The 26,786-nt window shown below is 74.9% G+C and carries 22 protein-coding genes; 6 read left to right on the plus strand and 16 right to left on the minus strand.

Going from position 1 to position 26,786, the window contains the following annotated elements; all coding sequences use genetic code 11:
- Positions 1-104: 104 nt before the first annotated feature.
- The 4 genes from ACZ3KJ_RS22760 to ACZ3KJ_RS22775 form a co-directional block, all read right to left on the minus strand.
- Entirely contained in the window at positions 105-1,970 is a 1,866-nt protein-coding gene (locus ACZ3KJ_RS22760; RefSeq protein WP_467529484.1) for an AfsR/SARP family transcriptional regulator, read from the minus strand.
- 421 nt (positions 1,971-2,391) lie between these two features.
- On the minus strand, positions 2,392-3,198 hold the full coding sequence (locus tag ACZ3KJ_RS22765; protein ID WP_389515376.1) for a rhomboid family intramembrane serine protease: 807 nt from the start codon (positions 3,196-3,198) through the stop codon (positions 2,392-2,394).
- 144 nt (positions 3,199-3,342) lie between these two features.
- Complete coding sequence (locus tag ACZ3KJ_RS22770; protein ID WP_467529897.1) at positions 3,343-4,743, minus strand: FAD-dependent oxidoreductase; 1,401 nt, start codon at positions 4,741-4,743, stop codon at positions 3,343-3,345.
- A gap of 32 nt (positions 4,744-4,775) precedes the next feature.
- Entirely contained in the window at positions 4,776-5,672 is an 897-nt protein-coding gene (locus ACZ3KJ_RS22775) for a DUF4349 domain-containing protein (protein ID WP_467529485.1), read from the minus strand.
- Between the two features lie 161 nt (positions 5,673-5,833).
- On the opposite strand from ACZ3KJ_RS22775, the gene hemG reads away from it, so the two are divergent.
- Positions 5,834-7,333: a protoporphyrinogen oxidase gene (gene hemG / locus ACZ3KJ_RS22780; RefSeq protein WP_467529487.1), complete on the plus strand. Its 1,500-nt coding sequence runs from the start codon at positions 5,834-5,836 to the stop codon at positions 7,331-7,333.
- Between the two features lie 5 nt (positions 7,334-7,338).
- Complete coding sequence (gene hemQ, locus ACZ3KJ_RS22785; protein ID WP_385073826.1) at positions 7,339-8,070, plus strand: hydrogen peroxide-dependent heme synthase; 732 nt, start codon at positions 7,339-7,341, stop codon at positions 8,068-8,070.
- Between the two features lie 283 nt (positions 8,071-8,353).
- Here the strand turns inward: hemQ and ACZ3KJ_RS22790 are convergent, their stop codons facing one another.
- From ACZ3KJ_RS22790 to zapE, 11 genes are all read right to left on the minus strand, one after another.
- The gene (locus ACZ3KJ_RS22790; protein ID WP_467529489.1) at positions 8,354-9,955 is read right to left on the minus strand and encodes an alpha/beta hydrolase; all 1,602 of its coding nucleotides are present in this window, start codon (positions 9,953-9,955) and stop codon (positions 8,354-8,356) included.
- Between the two features lie 542 nt (positions 9,956-10,497).
- Positions 10,498-11,307, minus strand: coding sequence for a TIGR04222 domain-containing membrane protein (locus ACZ3KJ_RS22795; RefSeq protein ID WP_467529491.1), 810 nt, complete (start codon positions 11,305-11,307; stop codon positions 10,498-10,500).
- A gap of 268 nt (positions 11,308-11,575) precedes the next feature.
- On the minus strand, positions 11,576-13,081 hold the full coding sequence (locus ACZ3KJ_RS22800; RefSeq protein WP_467529493.1) for a multinuclear nonheme iron-dependent oxidase: 1,506 nt from the start codon (positions 13,079-13,081) through the stop codon (positions 11,576-11,578).
- A gap of 124 nt (positions 13,082-13,205) precedes the next feature.
- The gene (locus ACZ3KJ_RS22805) at positions 13,206-13,907 is read right to left on the minus strand and encodes a peptidyl-tRNA hydrolase (RefSeq protein WP_467529495.1); all 702 of its coding nucleotides are present in this window, start codon (positions 13,905-13,907) and stop codon (positions 13,206-13,208) included.
- Between the two features lie 76 nt (positions 13,908-13,983).
- On the minus strand, positions 13,984-14,175 hold the full coding sequence (locus tag ACZ3KJ_RS22810) for a hypothetical protein (protein WP_467529497.1): 192 nt from the start codon (positions 14,173-14,175) through the stop codon (positions 13,984-13,986).
- 43 nt (positions 14,176-14,218) lie between these two features.
- A complete protein-coding gene (locus tag ACZ3KJ_RS22815; RefSeq protein ID WP_467529499.1) occupies positions 14,219-15,061 on the minus strand; it encodes a polysaccharide deacetylase family protein in 843 nt (280 codons plus the stop codon).
- An 83-nt stretch (positions 15,062-15,144) separates the two neighbouring features.
- On the minus strand, positions 15,145-16,527 hold the full coding sequence (locus ACZ3KJ_RS22820) for an alkaline phosphatase PhoX (RefSeq protein ID WP_467529501.1): 1,383 nt from the start codon (positions 16,525-16,527) through the stop codon (positions 15,145-15,147).
- Between the two features lie 107 nt (positions 16,528-16,634).
- Positions 16,635-17,426: a slipin family protein gene (locus ACZ3KJ_RS22825; RefSeq protein ID WP_467529503.1), complete on the minus strand. Its 792-nt coding sequence runs from the start codon at positions 17,424-17,426 to the stop codon at positions 16,635-16,637.
- A 245-nt stretch (positions 17,427-17,671) separates the two neighbouring features.
- Positions 17,672-19,153 (minus strand): SulP family inorganic anion transporter, encoded by a 1,482-nt coding sequence (locus tag ACZ3KJ_RS22830; protein WP_467529504.1) that lies wholly within the window; start codon positions 19,151-19,153, stop codon positions 17,672-17,674.
- A gap of 8 nt (positions 19,154-19,161) precedes the next feature.
- Positions 19,162-19,743 carry a carbonic anhydrase gene (locus ACZ3KJ_RS22835; RefSeq protein ID WP_389515353.1) on the minus strand — a complete coding sequence of 194 codons (582 nt, stop codon included), beginning with the start codon at positions 19,741-19,743 and terminating at the stop codon, positions 19,162-19,164.
- Positions 19,744-20,418: 675 nt separating this feature from the next.
- The gene (gene zapE, locus ACZ3KJ_RS22840) at positions 20,419-21,522 is read right to left on the minus strand and encodes a cell division protein ZapE (protein WP_467529506.1); all 1,104 of its coding nucleotides are present in this window, start codon (positions 21,520-21,522) and stop codon (positions 20,419-20,421) included.
- A 37-nt stretch (positions 21,523-21,559) separates the two neighbouring features.
- Between zapE and ACZ3KJ_RS22845 the strand changes: the two genes are divergently transcribed.
- The 4 genes from ACZ3KJ_RS22845 (at position 21,560) to msrB (ending at position 25,247) form a co-directional block, all read left to right on the plus strand.
- On the plus strand, positions 21,560-22,453 hold the full coding sequence (locus ACZ3KJ_RS22845; protein WP_467529507.1) for a pyrimidine reductase family protein: 894 nt from the start codon (positions 21,560-21,562) through the stop codon (positions 22,451-22,453).
- Between the two features lie 341 nt (positions 22,454-22,794).
- A complete protein-coding gene (locus ACZ3KJ_RS22850; protein ID WP_389515347.1) occupies positions 22,795-23,268 on the plus strand; it encodes an indole-3-glycerol phosphate synthase in 474 nt (157 codons plus the stop codon).
- Positions 23,269-23,425: 157 nt separating this feature from the next.
- Entirely contained in the window at positions 23,426-24,817 is a 1,392-nt protein-coding gene (gene murC, locus ACZ3KJ_RS22855) for a UDP-N-acetylmuramate--L-alanine ligase (protein WP_467529509.1), read from the plus strand.
- 22 nt (positions 24,818-24,839) lie between these two features.
- A complete protein-coding gene (msrB, locus tag ACZ3KJ_RS22860; RefSeq protein ID WP_467529510.1) occupies positions 24,840-25,247 on the plus strand; it encodes a peptide-methionine (R)-S-oxide reductase MsrB in 408 nt (135 codons plus the stop codon).
- Positions 25,248-25,355: 108 nt separating this feature from the next.
- Here msrB and ACZ3KJ_RS22865 read toward each other — a convergent pair whose 3' ends face one another.
- On the minus strand, positions 25,356-26,456 hold the full coding sequence (locus ACZ3KJ_RS22865) for a lysylphosphatidylglycerol synthase transmembrane domain-containing protein (RefSeq protein WP_467529512.1): 1,101 nt from the start codon (positions 26,454-26,456) through the stop codon (positions 25,356-25,358).
- Between the last annotated feature and the right edge of the window lie 330 nt (positions 26,457-26,786).

Here is a 26,786-nt window from a genome sequence, read left to right on the forward strand (position 1 = left end):
GCGCGCCCCCCCCGGACCGCCGCCGGGGCGCCACCCCCCGGCCGGCGGGGCCCGCACCCCCCGCCGCCCGCCCCCCGGGGGGCGCCCGCCCCGCCGGTCGTCCGTCACACCTGCCCGTCCGCACACAGGGCCCGGGCCTGCTCCCGGGCCAGCAGCCGGGTGAAGTGGGGCAGCGCGTAGACCGCCGCGTGCGCGGTCACCTCGCTCGTCGGCGACAGGACCAGTCCCGCCTCGATCAGCCCCTCGACCCGGCGCAGCGCGGCGTCCGGGGCGCAGCCGAGCACGGCGGCCGCGCGCTCGACGGTGAAGACCGGCGCGTCCGGCGCCGCGAGCCGGAGCAGCGCGGCACGGTGGGTGTCGTCCAGGCGCCGCCACTCCTCGGCGACCAGCGCTCTCACGGCGAGGTCCCCGACCGCGAGTTCGTCCAGCACGCTCCGCTGGTCGGCCAGCCGGTCCGCGTACTCCGCCAACGGCATGTGCCGCAGGACGGTGAGCTTGAGACCGGCGACCCGGACGGCCAGCGGCAGCGTGCCGCAGGCCCGGACGATGCGCTCGGCCGCCGCCGGATCACCGCGCAGCCGCTCGGGGCCGGTGATGTGCCCCAGCAGCTCCAGGGCCTCCTCCACCGAGTACGGCGGTACGTCCACCCGACGGGTCCCGGCGAGCCCGGCGAGCCGGGTCCGGGCGGTGACGACGAACGTGCTCGCCCCCGTGCCCGGCAGCAACGGACGGACGCTCGCCTCGTCGGGTGCGTCGTCCAGCACCAGCAGGACCTTGCGCGGAGCCAGCCAGGCGCGCCACAGGGCGGCGGCCTGTTCGGCGTGCCCCGGCGGGCCCCCGGCGCGACCCGTGTACCGCAGGAGTTCCGCGGCCAAGGACTCCGGCGACCGGCGGGAGCCGTCCGGTTCCCGGAGCCGGAGGTGGATCCGCCCGTCGGGACAGCGGTCGGCCGAGCGGTGGGCGGCGTGCACCGCGAGTGCCGTCTTCCCGGCCCCGGCCGGCCCGGAGACGAGGGCGACCACGCCGCCGTCCGCGGCGGCCGCCAGCAGGTCCCCGAGCTGCTCTTCGCGACCGGTGAAGTCGGGGACGTCGGGGGGAAGCACCGTGGGGACGACGGGGCCGCGGCGCGGTCCCGCCCGCTCGGGGCGGACCGCTCCCCGGTCCCCTCCGTCGTCGGACAGGAGCGACCCGTACAGCGCCGTCAGGGCCGGGCTCGGGGCCAGCCCCAGCTCCCGCGACAGGTGCTGCCGCAGCTCCTCGTACACGGCCAGCGCCTCCGCACGGCGTCCCGAGCGGTGCAGGGCCGTCATGAGGGCCGCGCGCAGCCGTTCCCGCAACGGGTGCTGCGCCAGGAGTTCGCCCGTCACCTCGGCGACCTCCCAGGACTGCCCCGACTCCAGCGCGGCCTCGGCCCAGTCCTCACTGACCGCGAGATAGCGGCCGGCCAGTTGGTCGGCGTGGACCCGCACGAGCTCGGAGCAGCCCAGTTCGGGCAGCGGGGGTCCCGTCCACAGCCGTCTGGCCTGGTCGAACAACCCGGCGGCGGTCTGCGGGGAGCCGTCCGCGGCCGCCCGGCGGCCCGCCCGGGCGAGGGACTGGAACCTGAGGGCGTCCAGTTCGGGCTCGGCCACCCGGAGCAGATAGCCCCCCGGCCCGTGCACCAGCCGGTCCCCGGCACAGGCCAGGATTCTGCGCAGGGCGCAGACGTAGACCTGGAGGTTCTTCCGGGCCGTCCTGGGCGGTTCGTCGCCCCACACGGCGTAGGTCAACCGGTCGACGGACACATAGGTGTTGGGCCGGCACAGCAGCATGGCGAGGACGAGCCGCTGCTTGAGGGGACCGAGGGGGAGCGCTCCGCCCCCGGACCGGACCGAGAGCGGACCGAGGACGGAGAACCGCACCGCGCCCGTGTCCGCCCTCGTGTCCGGGTCCGGGTCCGGGGCGGGGTCCGGAACCGGTGTCTCACGCATGGGCCGCGCCCCGGGACGCTTCGGTCCGGAGCCGCTGACGAACGATCATGGGGGGCAGCCTTTCGGTCACGGCGTGGTCAGGGCGACACCGGAGGCGCGGGGAGCCGGTCCCTTCCGGTCGTCGGCAGATCGACTGTGCCGTTGAAAGGCCACGACCAGCATTGGGGGATCCCCCACATGCCCTCGCCGGCCGGGGACGGGCCACCAGCCCTGCCGGGACTGGTCACCAGCCGCGCCGGGTCGGGCCGCGAGCCCTGCCGGGTCGGGCCGCGAGCCCTGCCGGGTCGGGCCGCGAGCCCTGCCGGGTCGGGTCACGAGCCCTGCCGGGTCGGGTCACGAGCCCTGCCGGGTCGGGTCTCCAGCCGCGCCGGGTCGGGCCGCGAGCCCTGCCGGGTCGGGTCTCCAGCCGCGCCGGGTCGGGTCACCAGCCCTGCCGGGCCCGCCTGCCGAACAGGAGCGCGCGCGGCTCCGGCGGCGGGGGCGTGCCCGCCTTGAGCGGCCAGGCGAGCAGCATGCCCGCGAGGAAGCCCACCACGTGCGCCGCGTAGGCGACGGTGCCCGCCTCGAAGACGCCCTCGCCGGAGGAGTACACGGCCTGGAGCGCGAACCAGAAGCCCAGCACCAGCCAGGCCGGCAGTCTCAGCGGCAGGAAGACCAGGAACGGCACCAGGACCCACACCCGGACCTTCGGGTACAGCACCAGATAGGCGCCCAGCACCCCCGCGATCGCCCCCGACGCGCCGATCAGCGGGTCCGTCGAGTCGGCGTTCACCAGGGCGAAGCCGTACGACGCCGCGTAGCCGCAGGCGACGTAGAACAGCGCGAAGCGGACGTGCCCCATGCGGTCCTCGATGTTGTTGCCGAAGATCATCAGGAACAGCATGTTGCCCAGCAGGTGCAGCCAGCCGCCGTGCAGGAACAGCGCGGTGAAGACGCTCAGCACCGGGGACTTGTCGTACCCGGGCGGACCCAGCGCGCAGCCGCCGTCGCGCACCTCGCCGGTGGGGACGAGCCGGGGCAGCCGATCGTGCATCAGCTCGTAGGGCACGGCCGCGTAGTGCTCCAGGAACGCGTGCAGATGGCACGTCTGCGCCAGGGTGCTGTCGCCGGCCACCGAGCCGGACAGGCCGGGCATGAAGAGGAACACGAAGACGTTCGCGGCGATCAGCGCGTACGTCACCACCGGGGTACGGCGCGCGGGGTTCACGTCATGGACGGGGATGACCACAAGGGACTTCTGCCCCCGATCCGTCCGGCGAACCGGTGCACGCCGCCGCCCGCGGCCGGCTCCCCGGTGTCCACGTCGCACGGGTGGTCGGTCGCCGGTCGCGCAGTTCCCCGCGCCCTTCAGGGGCACTGCCCTGCCGCGCGGCTACGAGGACCGCACCTTCGCCGCCGCCTTTCTCGCCGCCACCAGCACCGGGTCCCACACCGGGCTGAACGGTGGGGCGTAGCCGAGGTCCAGGGCCGTCATCTGCTCCACCGTCATCCCCGCGGTGAGGGCGACCGCGGCGATGTCGACGCGCTTGCCCGCGCCCTCCCGGCCGACGATCTGGACGCCGAGGAGGCGGCCCGTGCGGTGCTCGGCGAGCATCTTGACCGTCATGGGGGAGGCGCCGGGGTAGTAGCCGGCGCGGCTCGTGGACTCGACGACGACCGTCTCGTACCGCAGGCCCGCCCGGCGCGCGTCCTTCTCGCGCAGTCCCGTGCGGGCGATCTCCAGGTCGCAGACCTTGCTGACGGCCGTGCCGACGACACCGGGGAAGGTGGCGTAGCCGCCGCCGACGTTGGTGCCGATGACCTGGCCGTGCTTGTTGGCGTGGGTGCCGAGGGGGATGTGGCGCTGCTGGCCGGAGACGAGGTCGAGGACCTCGACGCAGTCGCCGCCCGCCCAGACGTTCTCCTGTCCGCGCACCCGCATCGCCCGGTCGGTGAGCAGACCGCCGTGCGCGCCCAGGGGGAGTCCGGCGGCCTCGGCGAGCGCGGTCTCGGGACGGACGCCGATGCCGAGGACCACCACGTCCGCCGGGTACTCGGCGTCCTCGGTGACGACCGCCCGCACCCGGCCGTCCGCGCCGGTCGCCACCTCGGTGACCTCGGCGTCGTCGACCATGGTGACGCCCAGGTCCTCCATGGCCTCGCGGACCAGCCGGCCCATGTCGGGGTCGAGCGTCGACATCGGCGCGCTGCCCCGGTTGACCACCGTCACCCGGAAGCCGCGCTTGATGAGCGCCTCGGCCATCTCCACGCCGATGTACCCCGCGCCGACCACCACCGCGCGCCTGCCCCGCGCGCGCGTGAGCGTGCCGAGCAGCTCCTGCCCGTCGTCCAGCGTCTGCACCCCGTGCACGCCCTCCGCGCCGGCGCCCGGCAGGTCCGGCCGGACCGGCCGGGCACCGGTCGCGATGACGAGCTTGTCGTACGCGGTCCAGGACTCGGCGCCGGAATCGACGTCACGCGCGCGTACCGCCTGCCGGGCCGGGTCGATCTCGGTGACCTCCGTGCGCAGGCGCACCTGGATCCCGCGCGCCCGGTGCTCCTCCGGGGTGCGCGCGACCAGGTCGTCCCGGTCGTGGACGTCGCCGCCCACCCAGTACGGGATGCCGCAGGCGGAGTAGGACGTGAAGTGGCCGCGTTCGAAGGCCACGATCTCCAGCTCCTCCGGGCCCTTCAGCCGGCGGGCCTGGGACGCCGCGGACATGCCCGCGGCGTCCCCGCCGATCACCACCAGCCGTTCCCGCCCCTGCCCGCCCCGGCGCGCGCTCTCGCTCATGCTCATGCGGACACGCTACGGCGGGCGGTACCTCAGTCCCGCCCGGGGCCGTCCGGCAGCGTCCGGCGCCGGCCCCGCCGCAGCCGCAGCCACACCAGCACGACCACCAGGGCCACCGCGGCGAACGGCAGCACCGCGCCGAACGCGAGGGCGATCCAGCGCAGCACCGTCACGAACGCGTCCCAGCCGCCCGCGAGGGCGTCCAGGAACCCGGGGTCGTCGTCCTTCGCCTCCCGCACCACCGGCTTCTCGGCGAGGGTCAGCGTGATGGTGGCCATGCCGGTGCGGTCCTTCAGCGACGCCTGCCGGGCGAGCAGCGCCTCCAGGTCGGCCTGGCGGCTGCTCAGCTCGCCCTCCAGGGTCACGACGTCGCTCAGCTCGGTGGCCCGGTTCATCAGCTCCCGGATCCGGGCGACGCTGGCGCGCTGCGAGGCGATGCGGCTGTCGACGTCGACGACCTGGTCGGTGACGTCCTGCGCCTTCGCCGTGCGCTCCAGCAGCCGGCCCGTGCCCTGGAGGCCGGTGAGGACGTCGTCGTACCGTTCGACCGGCACGCGCAGGACGACCCGGGTGTGCTCGGCGCCCTCCTCGTCGCGGGTGGTGGTCTCGTCACCGATGTAGCCGCCGGCGTTCTCGGTGGCGGTGCGGGCCTCGCCGAGGGCCTCGGACACGTCCCCGACCTGCACGGTCAGGGACGCGGTGCGGATCACGTGCGCCACGGGCAGGGTCGGTGCCGCGGCGGGCTCGGCGTCGCCCGCGCCCTCCCCGGCCGCCTCGGCGGCGCCGGCGTCCCCGGCGGCCGCCTTGTCGGCCGCGGAGCTCGCGGCCCCCGTGTCGTCCGCGGCGCTGCACCCGGTGAGCGCGACCGCGGCGGCGAGCAGGATCCCGGCCAGGGTGTGGACCGGCCGTACGGAACGTCGAATGCGCATCTGGGCGTACCCCCCGAGGGTCGTGGAACCGCTGACGTCTCTTCGACGCCGCAGCGGCGCCGGACGTTGGGGGGAGACGGTCCCGATGAGGTCACGGTCGGGACGCGGGAAGGCCACCGGGGCGCGGCCGGCGTGCCGGTGGGGTCTGAGAGAGTGGGGGCATGAGCGCAACGGGTACGGCTGCGGGGCAGCACGTCGTCGTCATCGGAGCCGGGATCGCCGGTCTGGCCGCCGCCCACCGGCTGCTGGAGCGGGGTGCGCGCGTGACCGTGCTGGAGGCGTCCGACCGGGTCGGCGGCAAGCTGCTGCCCGGCGAGATCGCCGGCGTCCGGGTCGACCTCGGCGCCGAGTCCCTGCTGGCCCGCCGCCCCGAGGCGGTCGCCCTCGCGCGCGAGGCGGGTCTCGCCGGCCACCTCCAGCCGCCGGCCACCGCCACGGCCTCGATCTGGACCCGGGGCGCCCTGCGCCCCATGCCCAAGGGGCACGTCATGGGCGTACCGGGCACCGCCGCCGCCCTGGACGGCGTGCTCTCCGCCGAGGGTCTCGCCCGCATCGAGCGGGACGCCGACCTGCCGCGCACCGAGGTCGGCGAGGACGTGGCGGTCGGCGAGTACGTGGCGGCGCGGCTGGGCCGCGAGGTCGTCGACCGCCTGGTCGAGCCGCTGCTCGGCGGGGTCTACGCCGGTGACGCCTACCGCATCTCGATGCGCTCGGCCGTCCCCCAGCTGTTCGAGGCGGCGCGCACGCACACCTCGCTCACCGGGGCCGTCCGCGAGATCCAGGAGAAGGCCGCCGCGAACCCGCGGACCGGCCCGGTGTTCCTGGGCATCGCGGGCGGTGTGGGCCGGCTGCCGCTCGCGGTCGCGGAGTCGGTCCGCGCGCGGGGCGGCGAGATCGTGACCGGCGCGCCGGTGACGGAGCTGCGCAGGGCCACCGCGCCGGAGGGCCCGGCCGGCGGCGCGCGGGCGGCCGGGCCGGGTCCGGCCTGGCGGGTGGTCGCCGGGGACCGGGTGCTGCACGCCGACGCCGTGGTCGTCGCCGTGCCCGCGTCCGCCGCGGCGGCCCTGCTGGCCACCGAGTCCCCCGGCGCCGCCGCCGAACTGCGCGCCGTCGAGTACGCGTCCATGGCCCTGATCACCCTCGCCTACCGCCGCTCCGAGGCCGCCCTGCCCGACGGCAGCGGCTTCCTCGTCCCGCCCGTCGACGGCCGCACCATCAAGGCGTCGACGTTCGCCTCCCAGAAGTGGGGCTGGATCGCCGACGAGGACCCGGACGTGCTCGTGGTGCGCACCTCCGTCGGGCGGTACGGCGAGACGGAGGTCCTCCGGCGGGACGACGACGGCCTCGTCGCCGTCTCCCGGCAGGACCTCGCGGCGGCCACCGGTCTCACCGCCACGCCCCTGGAGACCCGCGTCACCCGCTGGACCGACGGCCTGCCCCAGTACCCGGTCGGCCACCACGCGCGCGTGGCCCGCATCAGGGAACACGTCGCCGAACTCCCCGGCCTCGCCGTCTGCGGCGCCGCGTACGACGGGGTCGGCGTCCCCGCCTGCATCGCGAGCGCCCGGGCGGCGGCCGACCGGATCGGCGGCGACCCGCGCGGTGTGCAGGACCTCACCGCCCACCCGGTGCCGAGCCTGCACGGCGGAGCGGGAGAATGAGTGCCATGAGTGACGACGCCCCCACCACCGAGCCCGGCAGGATCCCGAACAAGGGCAAGCTGGCCAAGGACCTCAACGAGGTCATCCGCTACACGCTGTGGTCCGTCTTCCGGCTGAAGGACGCGCTGCCCGAGGACCGCTCCGGCTACGCCGACGAGGTCCAGGAGCTGTTCGACCAGCTCGCCGCCAAGGACGTCACGGTCCGCGGCACCTACGACGTGTCCGGTCTGCGCGCCGACGCCGACCTCATGATCTGGTGGCACGCCGAGACCAGCGACCAGCTCCAGGAGGCGTACAACCTCTTCCGCCGGACCCGGCTGGGCCGCGCGCTGGAGCCGGTGTGGTCGAACATGGCGCTGCACCGCCCCGCCGAGTTCAACCGCTCGCACATCCCGGCGTTCCTCGCCGACGAGACGCCCCGCGACTACGTCAGCGTCTACCCGTTCGTGCGCTCCTACGACTGGTACCTGCTGCCGGACGAGGACCGCCGCCGCATGCTCGCCGACCACGGCAAGATGGCCCGCGGCTACCCGGACGTCCGCGCCAACACGGTCGCCTCGTTCTCGCTCGGCGACTACGAGTGGATCCTGGCGTTCGAGGCGGACGAGCTGTACCGCATCGTCGACCTCATGCGCCACCTGCGCGCCTCCGAGGCCCGCCGCCACGTCCGCGAGGAGGTCCCGTTCTACACGGGACGCCGCAAGTCGGTGGCCGACCTGGTCGCCGGCCTCGCCTGACACACACCGACGCCTGACACACACCGAGGCCCGGCCGGTACAGGACCGACCGGGCCTTCGGGGACCGAGTGCTCCGTCGGGCCCGGGACCGGGCTTCCCGGCCGGGTTCGGGGCCGGGCTTCCCGCCCGGCCCTCGCGACCGGTTCTTCGCCCGGGCCCTTAGGAGCGACTCTCCGCCCGGCGCCTCGTGACCAGTTCTTCGCCCTGCCCCTCGTAACCGGTTCTCCGCCCGGCCCCGCGGGACCGGTTCTTCCGGCCGGGGAGGCCCGGCCGGGAGAACCGGTCAGCTCTTCGCCCGGGCCGCCTCCCGCGCGGGGTGGTCCGCCGGCGTCGGCTCCGGGCGCGCCGCGCAGGCCGCGCGCCGCGCGGGCAGCCGCCCTTCCAGCAGGTACGCCTCCACATGGCCGTTGACGCAGCGGTTCGGACCGCCGGCGATGCCGTGCGTGCCGGCGTCCCGCTCCGTCACCAGCACCGAGCCCGACAGACGCCGCTGCATCTCCAGGGCCCCCTCGTAGGGCGCGGCGGCGTCCCGCTCGGCGGCCAGGATCAGCGTCGGCGGCAGCTCACCCGGCCCGGTCCGCACGTCCAGCGGCTGCTGCCGGGGCGCCTGCCAGTACGCGCACGGCAGGTTCGCCCACACGTTGTCCCAGGTCTCGAACGGCGCCACGCGCGCGATCCGCGTGTTGTCCTGGTCCCACACCCGGAAGTCCGTCGGCCAGGGCGCGTCGTTGCACTCCACGGCCGTGTAGACGGCGCTGGAGTTCTCCGCCGCGGCGGCGGCCTCCCGCACCGGCGCGGCCAGTGCGACGAGCGGCTTCGGGTCGCCGTTCAGGTAGGCCGACAGGGCGTGGGCGCGGGACGGCCAGTGGTCGTCGTAGTACCCGGCCTGGAGGAAGGCGGCCTGCAACTGCCCCGGCCCGACCGTCCCGCCGGCCGGCTCCGCGGCCAGCCTCGCCCGCGCCCGCTCGTAGCTGCGCAGCACCCGCTGCGGGGTGTCGCCCAGTTCGTACACGTCGTCGTGGCGCGCGACCCACTCCCGGAAGTCCGTCCAGCGGCTCTCGAACGCCACCGACTGGGCGAGGTTGTTGCGGTACCAGACCTGCGCGGGGTCCGGGTTCACGGCCGCGTCGAACACCATCCGCCGCACGTGCCCCGGGAACAGCGTGGCGTACAGCGCCCCGAAGTAGGTGCCGTACGACGCGCCCATGAAGGTCAGCTGCTCCTCGCCGAGCGCGGCCCGCAGGACGTCCAGGTCACGCGCGTTGTTGAGGGAGGTGTAGTGGCGCAGGGCGCCGCCCGCCCGCTCGGCGCAGCCGCGCGCGTAGGCCTTCGCCTGCGCGATGCGCTCCTGCTTGTAGGACTCCGACGGGTGCGTCGGCGACGGGGAAGGGGCCTTGACGAAGTGCCGGGGCTCCTGGCAGGTCAGCGGCGCCGAGCGGCCGACCCCGCGCGGCTCGTAGCCGACGAGGTCGTACGCGGCCCCGACGCGCTTCCACGCCGGCAGCGTTCCGGCCATCGGGAAGTGCAGGCCGGAGGCGCCCGGTCCGCCCGGGTTGAAGACCAGCGCGCCCTGCCGGGGCACCCGGCGCTTGGCGTTGCGCGGGTCGCGCTGGGTGGCCCGCACACGGCTGACGGTCAGCTGGATCCGCTTGCCGTTCGGCTGCGCGTAGTCGAGCGGGACCGTGACCGTGCCGCACTGCACGCCGATCGGGGCCTCGGGCGTGCCGGAGCACTTCCCGAAGACGATGCCCTCCTGCGCGGCGCGCGCGGCGGCGAGCGCGACGCCGGAGCCGGCGACGTCACTCGGGGCACCGCCCGCGGGAGCGGCGGAGAGGGTGGTCAGGAGCAGGGCTCCGGCGGCCGGGTAGAGGGCGGCAGCTCTCATCGCGTGTCCCTTCGATGCGCGGCGGCGACAAAAGGGATGTTTGGTGCGTCGGTTGGGGAAGGCAAGCACCGGCCGGGGGTGTCGGCGCCAATGCCCCGTGTGCGCCCCTCGGCACCCGGATGCGCCCCGTTCCCACCCGGGCCCTCCGGGCGCACGGGGCAGGCGGGGCATACGGGGCGTGCGCATGCGGGGCGTGCGCATGTGGGGCGTGCGGGCCTGCGGGCCTGCGGGGCGAAGCCGGCCACGGGCCTCGGTTCTCGGGCGGCCGACGGGGTAACGGGCCATGGGCCTCAGCCCTCCGGGGCGGCCGGCGGGAGTCCGGGGCACGGACCCGGGCCTCCGGGCGTCCGGCAGGAGTCCGGGCCGCGGACCCCGGCCCTCCGGGCGACCGGCGGGAGTCCGGCTACCGGTCCCGGAGTCCGGCTACCGTCCCGGGAGTCCGATTACTGGTCCGGGGAGTCCGGTTCCCTGCCCCGGGAGTCCGGTTCCCTGCCCCGGGAGTCCGGCTGCCGGTCCGGGAGTCGGCCGGTCCAGGAGTCCGGCTACCGGCCCGGGGCCTGCGTCCGCCCGTACGGCTCGCGGTGGCCGAAGGCCGCCCGCAGGTCCGGCTCGCCGACCGCCCGGATCCCGCGGACGGCGACGCAGGTCAGGTAGGTGCGGTCGTCACCCGCGGCGTCGCCCGTACCGGCGCCGTCCGCGTGCCGTGCCAGCGCGCCCAGCAGGCGCCGGCCGGCCGGGGAGGCCCAGCGGGAGTACGGGTGCACCTCGACCCGGGCTATGGCCAGACAGCTCAGGGTGAGCGCCAGGGGCAGCGCGAACCAGAGTGCGACCAGGGTGCGCGGCATGTCCGGGGGGACGGGCGTCAGCAGCGCCGCGGCACCCAGTGCGAGCACGGCCCCGGCGGCGGCCCGCACCTGCCGCACTCCGGCCGCGACCGTCGTGCGCAGACCGTCGGGCACGGCGAGGCCGGCGCCGACCAGCCGGTCGGCGAGGCCGCGCACCGCGTCCGCCGCGGCGGCCGCGGACCGCACCGGCGCGATGGGGGACTGCCCCTCCGGCCCGATGGCCCCGATGACCGACCGCTCCATCTCGTCGCGCCCGCGCGGGTCCACGACGGTCGCCCAGCCGGTGTGGGCGAGCAGCAGCCGCCGCTGCCGCGCCATGGAGACCAGGGTGAGGTCGGCGACCCGGCTCGGGCCCCCGGAGAGGAACGCGGCCTCGTAGAGCGTCAGGTCATGGTCCTGACCCGCGTCCACGTCGACGGCCGCCGCCCGTACGGCGGCCAGGCACAGCCGGGTGCACGCCGCGCCGGCGACGGCCCAGGCCACGAGGAGGAGAAGGACCCAGAACATGCCGCGTTTCTATGCCAGACGCACAGGGAGCGCCATGCCTTGTTCACGATCCGGACCGAGCGTTGTCGGTCTGTGACGTTCCGTTTCCGTTCGTCCCGCCGGGGCGCCCGCCGCAACGCGCGAGCGGACCAGGCGACCGGGCGGAGCCCGCGTGATGCGGACGCGGTACGCGCCCCTGATGCGGACGCGGTGCGGCGCGGTGCCGGCGCGGCGCCCACGAGATGCGGGCGCGGTGCCGCCGCGGTGCGGGCGCCGCCGCCCGGACGCCTCACCGCCGGATCAGCGACCGTCCCCTCCGCGCCCACCGCGACCGCGGCCGCGGCGCCGGTCCCGACCGGTCCAGCCACCACCCGCGCAGCTCCCGCCGGGCCCGGCCCGCCATCGGCGGCCCGTCCAGCAGCATCTGCTCCGCGAAGTCCAGCGCGTCCCGCCGGTACCCGCCGCGCATCGGGCGGCCCTGGGCGTACGCCATGAACGCGGCCCGGTATCCGCCGCCGAGGATCAGCGGCAGCTCCGGCGCCACCTTGGCCACCACGTCGGCCCGCTTGGCGGCCAGGGCCCGCGCCTGGACGCCGATCCGCACCCGGTCGAAGCCCTCGGGGGCCGGCGTCCCGGCGACCAGGGCGGAGAGCAGGGCGGTCTGCGCGAGACCGAGCCGCCGGCGGGTCGTGTCCGGCACGGCGGCGACGGCGTGTTCTCCCGCGGGCGTGCTCCCGGCGGCAACGGGTGCGGTCCCGCCGACGACGGGTGCGGTCCCGGCGGCAACGGATGTGGTCCCGGCGGCAACGGGTGCGGTCCCGGCGGCAACGGACGTGGTCCCGCCGACGACGGTCGCGATCCCGCCGACACCATGCGCGGTCCGGCCGCCGACGGTCGCGGTCCCGCCGCCCGCGGTCGTGGTCCCGGCGGCCCGGGGAGCGGTCCGGGTCCGGGCGCCCTCGGCCACGGCCGCCCGGATCGACGCCAGTTCCCGTTCCAGTTCCGCCGGTTCGGGGAAGTTCTCGTCGCGCTCCAGCAGCACGCCGGGCGGCGCCACCCGCGAGGTGAGGTCGGTCAGGATGTCGAGGACCGGGCGGGACACCGGGTGGGCGTGGCTGTCGTGCCAGACGCCGTCCCGCTCGAAGCCGCCCGCGACATGGACGTAGGCGATGGCCTCCAGCGGCAGGTCGGCGAGCGCCTCGGCCGGGTCCTCGCCGCGGTTGACGTGGTTGGTGTGGAGGTTGGCGACGTCGATGAGCAGGCGCACGCCGGTGCGGTCGGCCAGGTCGTACAGGAACTGGCCCTCCGTCATCTCCTCGCCGGGCCAGGCGAGCAGCGCGGCGATGTTCTCGACGGCGAGCGGCACCGGCAGCGCCCGCTGCGCGATGCGCACGTTCTCGCACAGCACGTCGAGGCTGTCCCGGGTGCGGGGCACCGGCAGCAGGTGCCCGGCCTCCAGCGGCGCGGAGGCGGTCGGCGGGCCGCCCGCCCGTACGAACGCGATGTGCTCGGTGACCAGCGGGGAGCCCAGTGCCTCCGCCCGCTCGGCGAGCGCCGTCAGCCGTCCCTCGTCGGGCCGGTCCGCGCCGCCGAGGCCGAGCGAGACGCCGTGCGGGACGACCGTGACCCCGCGCTCGCGCAGCCGCAGCAGGGAGGCGGGGAGGTGGCCGGGGCAGATGTTCTCGGCGACGGCCTCGACCCAGTCGATGCCCGGCATCCGCTCCACCGCGTCCGCGATCTCCGGCCGCCAGCCGATTCCCGTTCCGAGCCGTGCCCCCGTTCCGAGCCGTGCCATGGTCCCCTCCTCCGTCCGGTCCCCCTCCGTGGTGACGGGGATATCGCCCCCTCACCCCGGCCCGAACCGCCCGCCGCCCTCCTTCAGAGCAACATTTGAGGTTCCACGGCGCGGACGTACGGCTCTACGGCCGGCGGAGGGCGGGATGGTCGGCGACCACCGTGCAGCTCCCGGGTGCGATCTCGGTGAACCCGGCGTCCCGCACCACCGGCAGCCCGCTCGCCGTCAGCTCCCGCCACCGCTCCGGGCGCGCGGTGCGCACCGCGAGCGCGAACCCCGCCGCGCGCCAGGCCGCCCGCTCCTGCGGCGACAGCTCCCACCAGGCGAGCTGCGCGCCGTGTCCGGCCTGCGCCATCGCCTTGCCCGCCGACATCTGCACCTCGGGGCTCATCCAGAGCACCGGCAGTCCCGGATCCGCCTCCGCCGGGGCCTGCGGATCGTCGAGCTCGGTCCCCGACACCTGGAGCTTCGCCAGCTCCTTCGGCCATCCGTCCAGCGGCACCGGCGGGAACACCCGCACCTCGGCCGCCTTCCCGGTCACCGTGATACCGGGCAGCGCCCCGGCCCGCCGCCACTCGGCTCCCCGGGCCCGCCGCACGACCTTCCGGATCCGGGCGTCCTGCCAGTCCCGTACGGCCCCCGCCCACTCCCCGTCGCCGGTGGAGCGCTCGTCGCTCAGCAGCACGAGCACCGCCCGGGCGGCGGTCTCCAGCGCGTCGGTGCGGGCGGGGGGCTCGGCCCGCTCCAGACGGACGACGAGGGGCAGCACGAACTGGGGGGCCTCGTCGCGCGGGTTCGGCTCGGCCTGGAAGGGACTCTCACTCACGGGCGCAGGGTACTCGACCGTTCCTGAAGACCCTCGCGGGCCGCCCCGAGCCGCCCGCTCAGCCCGCTCAGCCCGCTCAGCCCGAGCAGGCCGTGCGCTGTGCCTCCTGCCACTCGCAGACGGGGCACAGCGTGATCCCCTTGTACGACTCCGGGTACTCCGTCGGCTCGCGGCACAGCACGCACTCGGCGTACGGCGGCCCGTCGGCCCGGGGCGGACGGGCCGCGTCGATCAGGCAGTAGGCGGTGTCGCCGTCGTCGTCGCTCATGACTCCAGCGTACGAGAGCACGGGCCGTCCACCACGGGCCCGTTCACCGCCCGCCCTGCGCGGTCCCGATCAGCTCGGACACCCGTACGAACCGGTAGCCGCGTCGGCGTAGCTCGGGCACGATCGCGCGCACCGCCCGCTCGGTGGTCGGGGCGGCGCTGCGCGTGCAGTGCAGGACGACCACCGAGCCCGGCCGCACCCCCTCCAGGACCTGTCGGGCGACCGCGTCCGCGTCCGTCGCGAAGGCGTCCCCGCCCACCACGTCCCACTGCACGGCCGTCACGCCGGTGCCGCTCACCGCCCGCAGGGCGCGCCGGTCGTAGCAGCCGCCGGGGAAGCGGAAGTAGGGCCGCGCGTCGGGGATCCCGGCCCGGCGGAAGGCCGTGTACGCCCGTTCCACGTCGGCCCGCATCCGGTCCTCCGGCACGGTCGGCAGGCCGTAGCAGTCGTCGGTGAAGGCGTAGTGGCTGTAGGAGTGGTTGGCGACCTCGAACAGCGGGTCGCGGCCGATGGCGCGCGCCTGGTCCGGGTACTCCTCGGCCCACCGGCCCGTCATGAAGACGGTGGCCGGCACCTCCAGCGTCCGGAGCGCCGCGATCAGCCCCGGGTTGTCGAACCGCTCGCCGGCGGCCGCCCGCGGGCCCTGGCCGGCGGTCATGTCGGCGTCGAAGGTGAGGGCGACGGACCTGCCGTGGGTGCGCGGGGCGTGCGAGAAGACGGAGGCCGGGCCGCCCGGACCCGGGGCGAGCGTGGGCGGCCCGGCCGGTGCCGAGGAGGGCGGGGCGGGGGCCGGGCGGCCGGGCCGGGGCGCCTGGCCGGTGCCGCAGCCGGCGAGTGCGGCACCCAGGACGCAGAGGGCGGCGAGACGGCGTACAGGAGCGATCACCCTGTGACGCTATAAGGGAAGAACCCTAATTGTGTGTAAATATGTGCGCGCCGGTCATCCAGTCACCCGCCCGGTCCACTGCCCTACCGGCGCCAGGGCCCCGTCACCGCGAACGTCGTCCCCGGCGTGTAGCAGTTGACGTACATCGTCCGGCCGTCGGGGGAGAAGGTGACGCCGGCGAACTCGCCCCACTCCGGCTCCTCGGCGGTCCCGATGTTCTGCCGGCCTCTGGCCATCGCGTACACCTCGCCGTGCCGGGTCACGCCGAAGACGTGCTGCGCGCCGTTGCCGTCCTCGCAGACCATCAGGCCGCCGCCGGGCGCGAGGCAGATGTTGTCGGGGGACTCGCCGGGCAGCCGCACGTCCGTGGCCGGCCCGAAGACGATCACCAGGGTCAGCCGGCGCCGCTCCGGGTCGTACCGCCAGATCTGGCCGTAGTGGTCGGCCGCCGAGCCGTCCGCGCCGCGCGCGAACGACGACACGAAGTACACGCTCCGCCCGCTCCAGTAGCAGCCCTCCAGCTTCTGCGCGTGCGTGATGCCCCCCGGGCCGAAGTCCTGGAAGCGGATGGCGGTCCCGGCGGCCAGCGGGTCCGGTACGTCGACCCACTCGATGCCGTCGAAGGCGGCGCCCGTCTCCTGGATCGACGACAGGTCCGCCACGCCCGGCACGCGCATCGCCTGGAGCCGGCCGCCGGCGCGCAGCGAGCCCGTGCCGCCCAGCGGCTTCTCGGGCAGGAAGCGGTAGAAGAGGCCGAAGGGCTTCTCGAACGCGTCCTCCGTCTCGTAGACCACCCCGCGCCGCGGGTCGACCGCGATCGCCTCGTGCTGGAAGCGGCCCATCGCGGTGAGCGGCACGGCGCCGGTGCGGTGCGGGTCGGACGGGTCGACCTCGAAGATGAAGCCGTGGTCCTTGGCGTAGCCGTTGGTGCCGGCCCGGTCCTCCGTCTCCTCGCAGGTCAGCCAGGTGTTCCAGGGTGTGGGCCCGCCCGCGCAGTTCACGGCCGTCCCGGCGATCGCGACCCGCTCCGACAGCACCTCGCCCCGGCTGTCCAGCGTCAGGGCCGTGCAGCCGCCCTTGCCGGCCGGGTCGTAGGTGAGGCCCTCGACGGTGGGGACGGCGAGCGGCGCGGTGGGGCGGTTCTCGTGGTTGCGGACCAGGTGGACCCGGCCGCGCGGACCGGGCAGGGCCGTCATGCCGTCGTGGTGGGAGGGGACCGGGCCCTCGCCGGAGCGCAGCGGGTCGCCCTCCCGGGAGAGGACCCGGTAGCGGAAGCCCTCCGGCAGGTCGAGCAGGCCGTCCGGGTCGGGGACGAGGGTGCCGTAGCCGGTGTGGCCGAGGTTCTCCGCGGCGGCGGTGTCCGCGAAGAGTTCCGGCAGGGCTCCGGAGAAGACGATGCCCGCTCCGAGGGCACCGGTGCGGGCGAGGATCTGACGGCGGGTCGTGGCGCTACGGGTTTCCGGCACGCGGAATTCCGGCATGGGGCGGTGACCTTCCTGCTGGCGGACAGGAACACTGACCCGCCGTGTCTATCACCCGTCGCGCGCCCCGGGAACCACGCACGGAACGCGCGTCACCGGGCGTCGGCCTGCGGCGGGGGCGGCTGCTGCTGGGCCTTCTCCAGGAAGCGCAGCAGTTCCACGGGGAAGGGCAGGACCAGCGTGGAGTTCTTCTCCGCGGCCACCGCCACCACCGTCTGGAGCAACCGCAGCTGGAGCGCGGCCGGCTGCTCGGACATCTGCTCGGCCGCCTCCGCCAGCTTCTTCGACGCCTGGAGCTCGGCGTCCGCGTTGATGATCCGGGCCCGCCGCTCACGGTCGGCCTCGGCCTGCCGGGCCATCGAACGCTTCATCGTGTCCGGCAGGGACACGTCCTTGATCTCCACCCGGTCGATCTGCACGCCCCAGCCCACGGCCGGACTGTCGATCATCAGCTCCAGGCCCTGGTTCAGCTTCTCCCGGTTCGACAGCAGGTCGTCGAGCTCGCTCTTGCCGATGATGGACCGCAGCGAGGTCTGCGCCATCTGGGAGACGGCGAAACGGTAGTCCTCGACGTTGACGACCGCCGCCGACGGGTCCACGACCTTGAAGTAGACCACCGCGTCCACCCGCACGGTCACGTTGTCGCGGGTGATGCCCTCCTGGGCGGGCACCGGCATCGTCACGATCTGCATGTTCACCTTGCGCAGCCGGTCGACGGCGGGGATCACCATCGTGAACCCCGGCATGCGGACGGAGCCGGCGACCCGGCCGAGCCGGAAGACCACCCCGCGCTCGTACTGCTTCACCACGCGGGCGCCCGCCACGAAGTACACGAACCCCCCGGTGGCCACCGCCGCGACAGCCGGCAGCAGTTCCTGGAGCATGACGACCCCCCTCCCTGAGAGGACCGGAATGCCTGCTCCTGTAACGATATGTCCGCGGGCGGGTCCCGGGCCATCGCCCGGAACCCGCCCCGAGACGGACGGCCCACCGCCGGGCGGACGGCCCGCCCCCGAAGCGGACGGCCCACCGCCGGGCGGACCGCCCACCGCCGGGCGGACGGCCCGCCCCCGAAGCGGACGGCCCGCCCCGAGGCGGACCGCGTACCCCGAGGCGGACCGCGTGCCCGCTAGGCGGCCATCGTCAGCTTCACCGGCTCGATGCCGACGGCGCTGTGCCGCTCGGCCCACGTCTCCAGTGCCGTGCGGCAGGCGTGGTCGAGGTGGTGCAGGCCGGACAGGTCCAGTTCGACCGGGCGGTCCTGCGGCAGGGACTCCAGGCTGTCGAGGATCTTCGGCAGCCGCAGGAAGGTCGCGTTCCCCGACAGGGACGCCCGGACGGGCCCGGTGCCCTGGTCGACGACGTCCAGCCTGATGTGCGAGGCCTCCCACGCCGTCTTCACCACGGCGAGCGCGAGACCGATCAGGACGCCCTCGAACATGCTGACCACGACGATCGACACCGCCGTGACGGCCAGGATCAGCGCCTCGCCCCGGTGCTCGCGCCACAGCCCCGCAATCGCCCGCACCGGCACGAGCTTGGCACCGGCGTGCACGAGGATGCCGGCGAGGGCCGGCAGGGGGATGTACGCGAGCACGTCCGGCAGGAACGCGGCGAACAGCAGCAGCCAGACGCCGTGCAGGACGCGGGACGCCTTGGTGCGGGCGCCCGCCTGGACGTTGGCCGAGCTGCGCACGATCACCGCGGTCATCGGCAGCGCGCCGAGCACCCCGCAGACGGCGTTGCCGGTGCCCTGGGCGACCAGTTCCCGGTCGTACTGGGTGCGCGGCCCGTCGTGCAGCCGGTCCACCGCCGCCGCGCTGAACAGCGACTCGGCGGAGGCGATCAGGGTGAAGGCGACGACGGTGGCGAGCAGGCCGACGTCCGCCAGTTCACCGAAGGAGTCCAGGGACGGCGGCTGGACCGAGCCGAGCAGCCCCTGCACCTCGACGGTGGCCACGGGCAGCGAGAACACCAGCGCGGCCAGGGTCGCCAGGCCCACCGCGGCGAGCGGGCCGGGCACCGCGCGCACCGCCGCCGGCAGCCGCTTCCACAGCACCAGCACCGCGATGGTGCCGGCGCCGAGCGCGAGCGAGGCCGCCGCGGCGGTGGTGCCGAACGCGTCGACGAGCGCCTCGGGCAGCCCGGCGATCTTCTCCGGGCCGGAGTCCGGCGCCTTGGCGCCGACCATCGAGTACAGCTGGCCGGCGATCAGTACCAGCCCGATCCCGGCCAGCATGCCCTCGACGACGGAGACCGAGATGGCCCGGAACCAGCGGCCCAGCCCGAGGAGGCCCATGCCGACCTGGAGCACGCCGGTGGCGAGCACGATCACGCCGAGGGCGGGCAGTCCGAACTCCCGCACCGCCTCGAAGACCAGCACGGTCAGACCGGCCGCCGGGCCGGACACCTGGAGGCTGCTGCCGCGCATCAGGCCGGTGACGATGCCGCCGACGATGCCGGTGACGAGCCCGAGCTCGGCCGGCACGCCGGAGGCCACGGCCACGCCCACGCACAGCGGGAGCGCGACCAGGAAGACGACGAGGGAGGCGGCGAAGTCCTCCTTCAGGTGCGGGAACCGGGATATTCGCGAGGTGTTCCGTGAGGTCATCGCGGCGCTCACAGGGCCTCGAACGCGTCGGTGTCCGCACGGTGTTCGCGTACGGCACCGGTGTGCACCTCGTAGTACCAGCCGCGCACCCGCAGCCGACCGTCCGCCAGCCGCTTCTCCACGCACGGGTAGGAGCGCAGCCGCAGCAGCTGGGCGAGCACGTGGTGCTGCACCGCCCGCATCACCGTCGGGTCGTCGGGGTCGGCGGCGGGCGGCCGGCCCGCGGAGTGCGCGAGCCAGTCCCGGACGGCGGGTACGGCGTCGAGGTCGTCGCCGCGCACCAGCGCGCCCACGGCACCGCAGTGGGAGTGGCCGCAGACGACGACGTCCTGGACGCCGAGGACCTCCACGGCGTACTCGATGGTGGCCGCCTCGCCGGTGGGGCGCTCGGAGCCGTAGGGGGGCACGATGTTGCCCGCGGTGCGCAGCTCGAAGAGCTCGCCGGGGCGGGCGCCCGTGATCAGGGCGGGCACGACCCGCGAGTCGGAGCAGGTGATGAAGAGGACCTGGGGGGACTGGCCTTCCGCGAGGCGGGCGAACTCCTCAGGGCGTTGTCCGAACGTACGGGCGTTGTCGATGAGGGGCTGCATATGTGGTGATTCCTCCTGGCGCGCCGTGGGGGGCGCGTCGGACGGGCAGGACAGGTGAAGGCACTGCTGTCTGCGTCTCTCTCAGCAGCGGAAGACCTGGAGCGCCGCCGGAGAGTGGCCCGTCGAGGATCTCGACGGGCGGTGGTGCGACGCGGCCGGCCCGCAGGGTCGGTGGGCGGCCGCGTGATCCCGCGCGGGCAGGGTGCGCTCGCGCTGCTGAGGTGCCGAGTCGGCCGTGGAGGCCGACCGGTGGCGGTCACGGGTGCGCAAGGGGTCGTAGGGGGCCCCGGACCGGTCGCATGCGCCGGACGTGACGGTCTCGTCACGTGGTGTCGCGCTGGAGGGTGTGATTCCAGGCTGGGTCTTGGCCTTGGCCTGACGGACGGTGTGCGCGTCTGCGAAGGAGGGCGCGGGCGCGAAGAGCGGGAGGGCCAGGAGCACGGCGGCGAGGAGCGACACGGCGGTCCGGACCGCCCCACCTCGGAACATGCGCCCCCCTCCGAGCAGTTCGCACCTCTAGTCCGGACCAAGTGCTGGTCAACGGTTGGTCAAGAAACACGTTAACCCTGCAAAGTCGTTTGCAGGGTTAACTCGGCGTTTCGAGATGAAGTGCGCCTCAAAAGCGAGGGATGGATGGCGCGAACTGATCCTTGACCCGGCCGGGATGATCGACTATCAGGACTCGATCAGCCGCTGGGCGTCGCGGGCCAGCGCGGTCAGCCGGGAGATGGCCCGGAAGTACTTCTTGCGGTAGCCGCCGTTCAGCATCTCCTCGCTGAACAGCCGGTCGAAGGGCAGCCCCGAGGCCAGGACGGGCACCTCTCGGTCGTAGAGCCGGTCGGCGAGGACGACGAGCCGCAGGGCCGTCGACTGGTCGGGAATCGGCCGCACGTCGGTGAGGCACACCGCCTTCAGGCCGTCGGTGAGGGCGCCGTAGCGGCTGGGGTGCACCCGCGCGAGGTGGTCCAGCAGCTGCGGGAAGTCGTCGAGGGAAGCGCTCGCCGTGGCGTACGCCGTCTTCGTCACCTGTTCGTCGGAGTACGGCGCCGGCGCCTCCGGCAGGCCGCGGTGGCGGTAGTCCTCGCCGTCGATGCGCAGGGCGCGGAAGTGCGCGGACAGTCCCTGGATCTCGCGCAGGAAGTCGGCCGCGGCGAAGCGGCCCTCGCCCAGCTTGCCCGGCAGGGTGTTGGAGGTGGCGGCGAGCGCGACACCCGCCTCGACGAGCTTGCCGAGCAGGGTCGAGACGAGGACGGTGTCGCCGGGGTCGTCCAGTTCGAACTCGTCGATGCACAGCAGGCGGTGGCCGGAGAGGGTCTTCACCGTCTGCTGGAACCCGAGGGCGCCGACCAGGTTGGTCAGCTCCACGAACGTGCCGAACGCCTTGAGCGCGGGCTCCGCCGGGGTCGCGTGCCACAGGGAGGCCAGCAGGTGGGTCTTGCCGACGCCGTAACCGCCGTCCAGGTAGACGCCGCGCGGGCCGGGCGGGGTCTTGGGCGCCTTCGCCCGGCCCAAGCCGAGGAAGCCCCGTCGGGCGCCGCCGACGGCGTGCGCCCCGCCGAGTCCGGCCGCGAAGCCCTCCAGCACCCCGACCGCCGCGGTCTGGCTGGGCTGGTTCGGGTCCGGGATGTACGTGCTGAAGCGCACCGAGTCGAACCGCGGCGGCGGCACCATCTCGGCGACCAGCCGGTCCGCGGGGACGTGCGGCTCACGCGCGCACAGGGACAGCGGGGCCGCGTCGGCTATCGGGCCGAGGCCGGGGGCGGGGGTGGAGGACGACACGGTTCCCCATGCTAAGCGCCGTGCCAGACTGCCTCGTATGCGACGCCTGTTCCCTGTGACCGACCAGACAGTGGCCGAGAGCCCGGACGAGGGCGGTGGGGCCGCCGGGTCCCCCGCCACCGCCGAGGAGCGCGAGGCCCGAGAGGCGCGAGACACCCGAGAGGCTCGGGAGGCCCGCGAGGCCCGCGAGGCCCGCGGCTCCCGGGAGTGGAGCCTGGACGAGATCGCCGACGCCTACGCCTACCCGGATCCCGGTCCCGGGGAGCCGGCGCCCTGGCTGCGGGCCAACATGGTCTCCACGCTCGACGGGGCCGCCCAGCACGACGGGCGCTCACAGCCCATCTCCAACGCCACCGACATGCGGATCTTCGGCACCCTGCGGGCCCTCGCCGACGTGGTGCTCGTCGGTGCGGAAACGGTTCGCCAGGAGGGGTACCGCCCCGCCCGGGTCCGGGCCGAGTTCGCCGGGCGGCGGGAGGCGGCCGGTCAGGCGCCCGTTCCCGCCATCGCGATCGTCACCGCGAGCCTGGACCTCGACTTCTCGCTGCCGCTGTTCACCGCGCCGGTGGTGCCCACCCTGATCCTCACCGGCGCCGGGGCCGCCCCCGACCGGATCGCGGCCGCGGAGAAGGCCGGCGCCCGCGTGCTGCTCGCCGGGGACGGCGCGGGCGTCGAGCCCGCGCGGGCCGTCCAGGTCCTCGCCGGACTCGGGCACACCCGGCTGCTGACCGAGGGAGGTCCGCGGCTGCTGGGCCAGCTGGTCGCAGACGAGGTGCTCGACGAACTGTGCCTGACGGTCTCGCCGCTGCTCACCGCCGGGGACGCGCAGCGCATCGCGGGCGGTCCGTCGGTCGCGGTCCCGCGCCGGTTCACCCTGCTGTCCCTCCTGGAGGAGGACGGCTTCCTCTACGGGCGGTACGGCAGGGCCTGACGCGACGGGGCCTGAAGCGACGGGGCCTGAAGCGACGGGTCCTGGAGCGAGGAGCCCTGGAGCGGCATGGCCCGGAACCGGGGGGACAGGAGAAAGGGCGGGTGGAACGCCGGTGTCGCACGTGACGGAAAAAGGCAGGTGTGACCCGGCGGATCCGGGGAAGGCGGGCACGGCTGCCCTGGTCCCGAATTCGGCGGAATATGCCGTTCCGGTTGGCTTCGGGCGGGCAGACTAGGACGGCAGGACCCGTGCGAGCGCGGGGCAGGATGGTTTCCGCAGGGCCGGTCACGGCCACGGAGGACTGAGGGCCACGCGGGTCCTCTAAGGAGAATGAGGCGCTGGTGTTCACAAGCGTTTTGATGATCGAGAAGGCCCTGACGTCCGCCGACGTGGAGTTCGTCACCACCTTGCACGGGGACGAGCAGGTCTCCTTCCACGTGCTCCTCCAGCCACGCGGCGACCAGGCCGACCGGCTGCTGCGGGCCATCGACGACATCGCGCTCGGCGAGCTCGACGAGGCCGTGCGCGAGGGGGAGACACCCGAGGGGGAGGAGGCCAAGAGCGTCGGCCAGAGAGCCCTGGAGGTGTCCCTGACCGCGTTGCGCGCCGCGGGCAGCACGGCGCAGGGGCGGCTGGTCGACGACCATCCGCTGGACGCGCTCAAGACGGTCGTCGACGAGGTGGAGGCGGACGAGGTGATCGTGCTGACCGATCCGCACTACGTGGAGGAGTTCTTCCACCGGGACTGGGCCTCCCGGGCGCGGCACAAGGTGGGGGTGCCGGTACTCAAGCTGTTCTCCCACAGCAAGGCGTAGGGCCTGTCGTTCACAGCAAGGCGCAGGGCCTGTCGTTCGGCAAGGCGCAGGGCCTGTCGTTCGGCAGGGCGCAGGGCCTGTCGTTCGGGGGTGGTCCCGTCACGCAATAGGCTGGGCACGCTCATCGTCCTATGCACCGCACTCTGGGAGAACTCGCATGGCACCCGGCCTTCCTACCGCCATGGACCGACCGCACTTCATCGGCATCGGCGGTGCCGGCATGTCGGGCATCGCGAAGATCCTGGCCCGGCGCGGGGCCAAGGTGGCGGGGAGCGACGCGAAGGAGTCGGGGACGGCCGAGGCGCTGCGGGCGCTGGGCGTGACCGTGCACATCGGGCACGCCGCCGGCCACCTGGCCGACGACGCCAGCTGTGTCGTGGTGTCGTCGGCGATCCGGGCGGACAACCCCGAGCTGGCCCGCGCCGCCGAGCTGGGCGTCCCGGTGGTGCACCGCTCCGACGCCCTGGCCCGGCTGATGGACGGGCTGCGGCCGATCGCCGTCGCCGGCACGCACGGCAAGACCACCACGACATCGATGCTGGCGGTGTCGCTGGGCGAGCTGGGGCTGGACCCCTCCTACGCCATCGGCGGCGACCTGGACGCGCCCGGTTCCAACGCCGAGCACGGCGCGGGCGAGATCTTCGTCGCCGAGGCGGACGAATCGGACCGCAGCTTCCACACGTACGCGCCCGAGGTCGCGATCGTCCTCAACGTGGAGCTGGACCACCACGCCAACTACGCGTCCATGGACGAGATCTACGAGTCCTTCGAGACGTTCGTCGGGAAGGTCGTGCCCGGCGGCACGCTCGTGGTCAACGCCGACCACGAGGGCGCGCGGGAGCTGACCCGGCGGGTCGGGGGCGAGGGCGTGCGGGTGGTCACGTACGGCGAGGCGGAGGACGCCGACGTGCGGGTGCTGGCCGTCGAGGCGCAGGGGCTGAAGAGCCGGGTGACCGTGCTGCTGGGCGGGCGGGAGCTCACCTTCACGGTCTCCGTGCCGGGCCGCCACTACGCGCACAACGCGGTCGCCGCGCTGGCGGCGGGTGTGGCCCTCGGGGTGCCGGCCGGGGACCTGGCGCCGGCGCTGGCCGCGTACACGGGGGTGAAGCGGCGCCTCCAGCTGAAGGGCGAGCGGGCGGGGGTCCAGGTCGTCGACTCCTACGCGCACCACCCGACCGAGATGACCGCGGACCTGGAGGCGATGCGCGCGGCGGCCGGTGACGCCCGCATCCTGGTCGTCTTCCAGCCCCACCTCTTCTCCCGGACCCAGGAACTGGGCCAGGAGATGGGCCGGTCGCTGGCCCTCGCGGACGGCTCCCTCGTCCTCGACATCTACCCGGCCCGCGAGGACCCGATCCCGGGCATCACCAGCGAGCTGATCGTCGACGCGGCCCGCGCGGCCGGCGCCGACGTGACGCCGGTGCACGACAAGGACCAGGTGCCCGCCCTGATCGCGGGAATGGCCGGACCCGGTGATCTCGTTCTCACCATGGGCGCGGGCGACGTCACCGACCTCGGCCCGCGCATCCTGGACCGTCTCGCACAGTGATCTGAGTAAGGGGTTGGCCTTCATGTCGTACGACGTCGAAAAGCCCGACGAGCAGTGGCGGGCGGAGCTCACCCCGGCGGAGTACGCCGTGCTGCGCCAGGCGGGGACCGAGCCCGCCTTCACCGGTGAGTACACCGACACCAAGACGCGGGGCGTCTACTCCTGCCGGGCCTGCGGCGCCGAACTGTTCACCTCCGACACCAAGTTCGAGTCCCACTGCGGCTGGCCGTCGTTCTTCGACCCGAAGGACAGCGACGCGGTGGAACTGCTGGAGGACCGCTCGCACGGCATGCGGCGGACCGAGGTGCGGTGCGCGCGGTGCGGCTCGCACCTCGGGCACGTCTTCGAGGGCGAGGGCTACCCGACCCCCACGGACCAGCGCTACTGCATCAACAGCGTCTCCCTGCGGCTGACGCCCGCCGAGGACTGACGCCCACCGAGAACCGACCCCCGGGCGGAGCCGGCCCGCCCCGGCTCCGCCCGTCGCCCTCCTCCCGGCCGGCCCGTTCCGGGTCGGCGGCGGGCGCGTCGGCCCGTCTCACAGGGCCTTCCGCTGGACCAGCGCCGACAGCACCAGCATCCCGGGCAGCAGGGGCAGCCAGACGGTCAGGGCGCGGTAGCCGACGACCGTGGCCGTGGCCAGGGCGAGGGGGGTGCCGTAGCCGGCCAGGGTGAGGACCAGGGCCGCGTCGACCGGGCCGATGCCGCCCGGGGCCGGGACGGCGCCCGCCGCGGTGCTCGCGGCGAGGAACGCGAACACCAGTTGCGGCCACGACAGCGGGACGCCGAGCGCCGTGCCGACCGAGGCCACCACGCAGGCCTGGAGCAGCGGTGCCGCCATCGCCCCGCACCACAGGGGCAGGCACCGGCCCGGGCGGGTGTGCAGGTGACGGGCGTCGGTGAGCGCCGTGCGGACGAACGCCAGGGCGGGGCCGCGCCAGGCGCGGACCAGGACCAGGAGCGCCGCGGCCGCCGCGGGGGCGAGGAGCAGGCCCACGACCGCCAGGACCAGCGTCCGTCCCCGCGGGAGGAGCGCGGACGGCGGCACCGCGGCCGGGGCGGCCAGGACGAACACGAGCAGTAAGGGCGTCTTCGCCACCGCTCTGACCAGGGAGTACAGCGCGATCGAGGCGGTGGCCCGGGGGAGCGGGACACCCTGGCGCAGCAGGAAGCGGACGGTGACCGCGTGCGCGCCGATGCTCGCCGGGAGGAGGTGGTTCGCGGCGCCCGCGGCGACTTGGGAGGCCAGCAGCAGGCCCTTGGGCAGCCGGTCGGGGACCGCGCCCTGGCGGACACAGGCGGCGGCGACCCAGCCGAGGCAGGTGAACACCAGCCCGGCCAGCAGCCACCAGGGGTCGGCGGTGGCGAGACGGGCGGTGCCGTCGCGTACGGCACGCCAGTCGATCGCCGCCCAGATCCCCAGCAGCAGGACCGGGAACAGCATCAGGACGCGGCGGACCGGCGAAGCGGCTACACGGTCGGCGGGGGCCGCGGGGGCCGCGGGGGCCGCGGGGGCCGCGGGGGCCGTGAGGGTTGTGGGGGCGGTGGGGGTGGTAGGGGCGGTCGGGGAGTCCTCGGGGTGGCGGTCGTCCGCGCGGGGGAGCGGGGAGGCGGGACCGTCGAGCGGCAGCAGGGACACGGCGCACGTCGTCCTTCCGCGTCACCTCCGCGGACGCCGGGGTGACGGAATAGGGCCCTGGGCAGGGAAGGGGCGGGGGAGGAGATTCCCCTCCGGCGTGACGGTGCGGTGTCCGGGAGCCGACGGTGCGAGGGCGGAGGGGCGACTGCGGTGCGGTGTGGGGTGGTGCGATGATGCGGCGCGGTGCGGTGCGTAGGGCTGTGGGAGTTCTGCCCGGGGCGCCCGCCGCTCATCCCGCTCCCGGCACCGTCCGGTCGGCGCCGCCCGAGATCCGGTCCGGCGGCGCTGCCAGCCGTCAGCCGTCAGCCGTCAGCCGTCTGCCGTCTGCCG

The sequence above is a fragment of the Streptomyces sp. NPDC003248 genome, assembly GCF_055563235.1.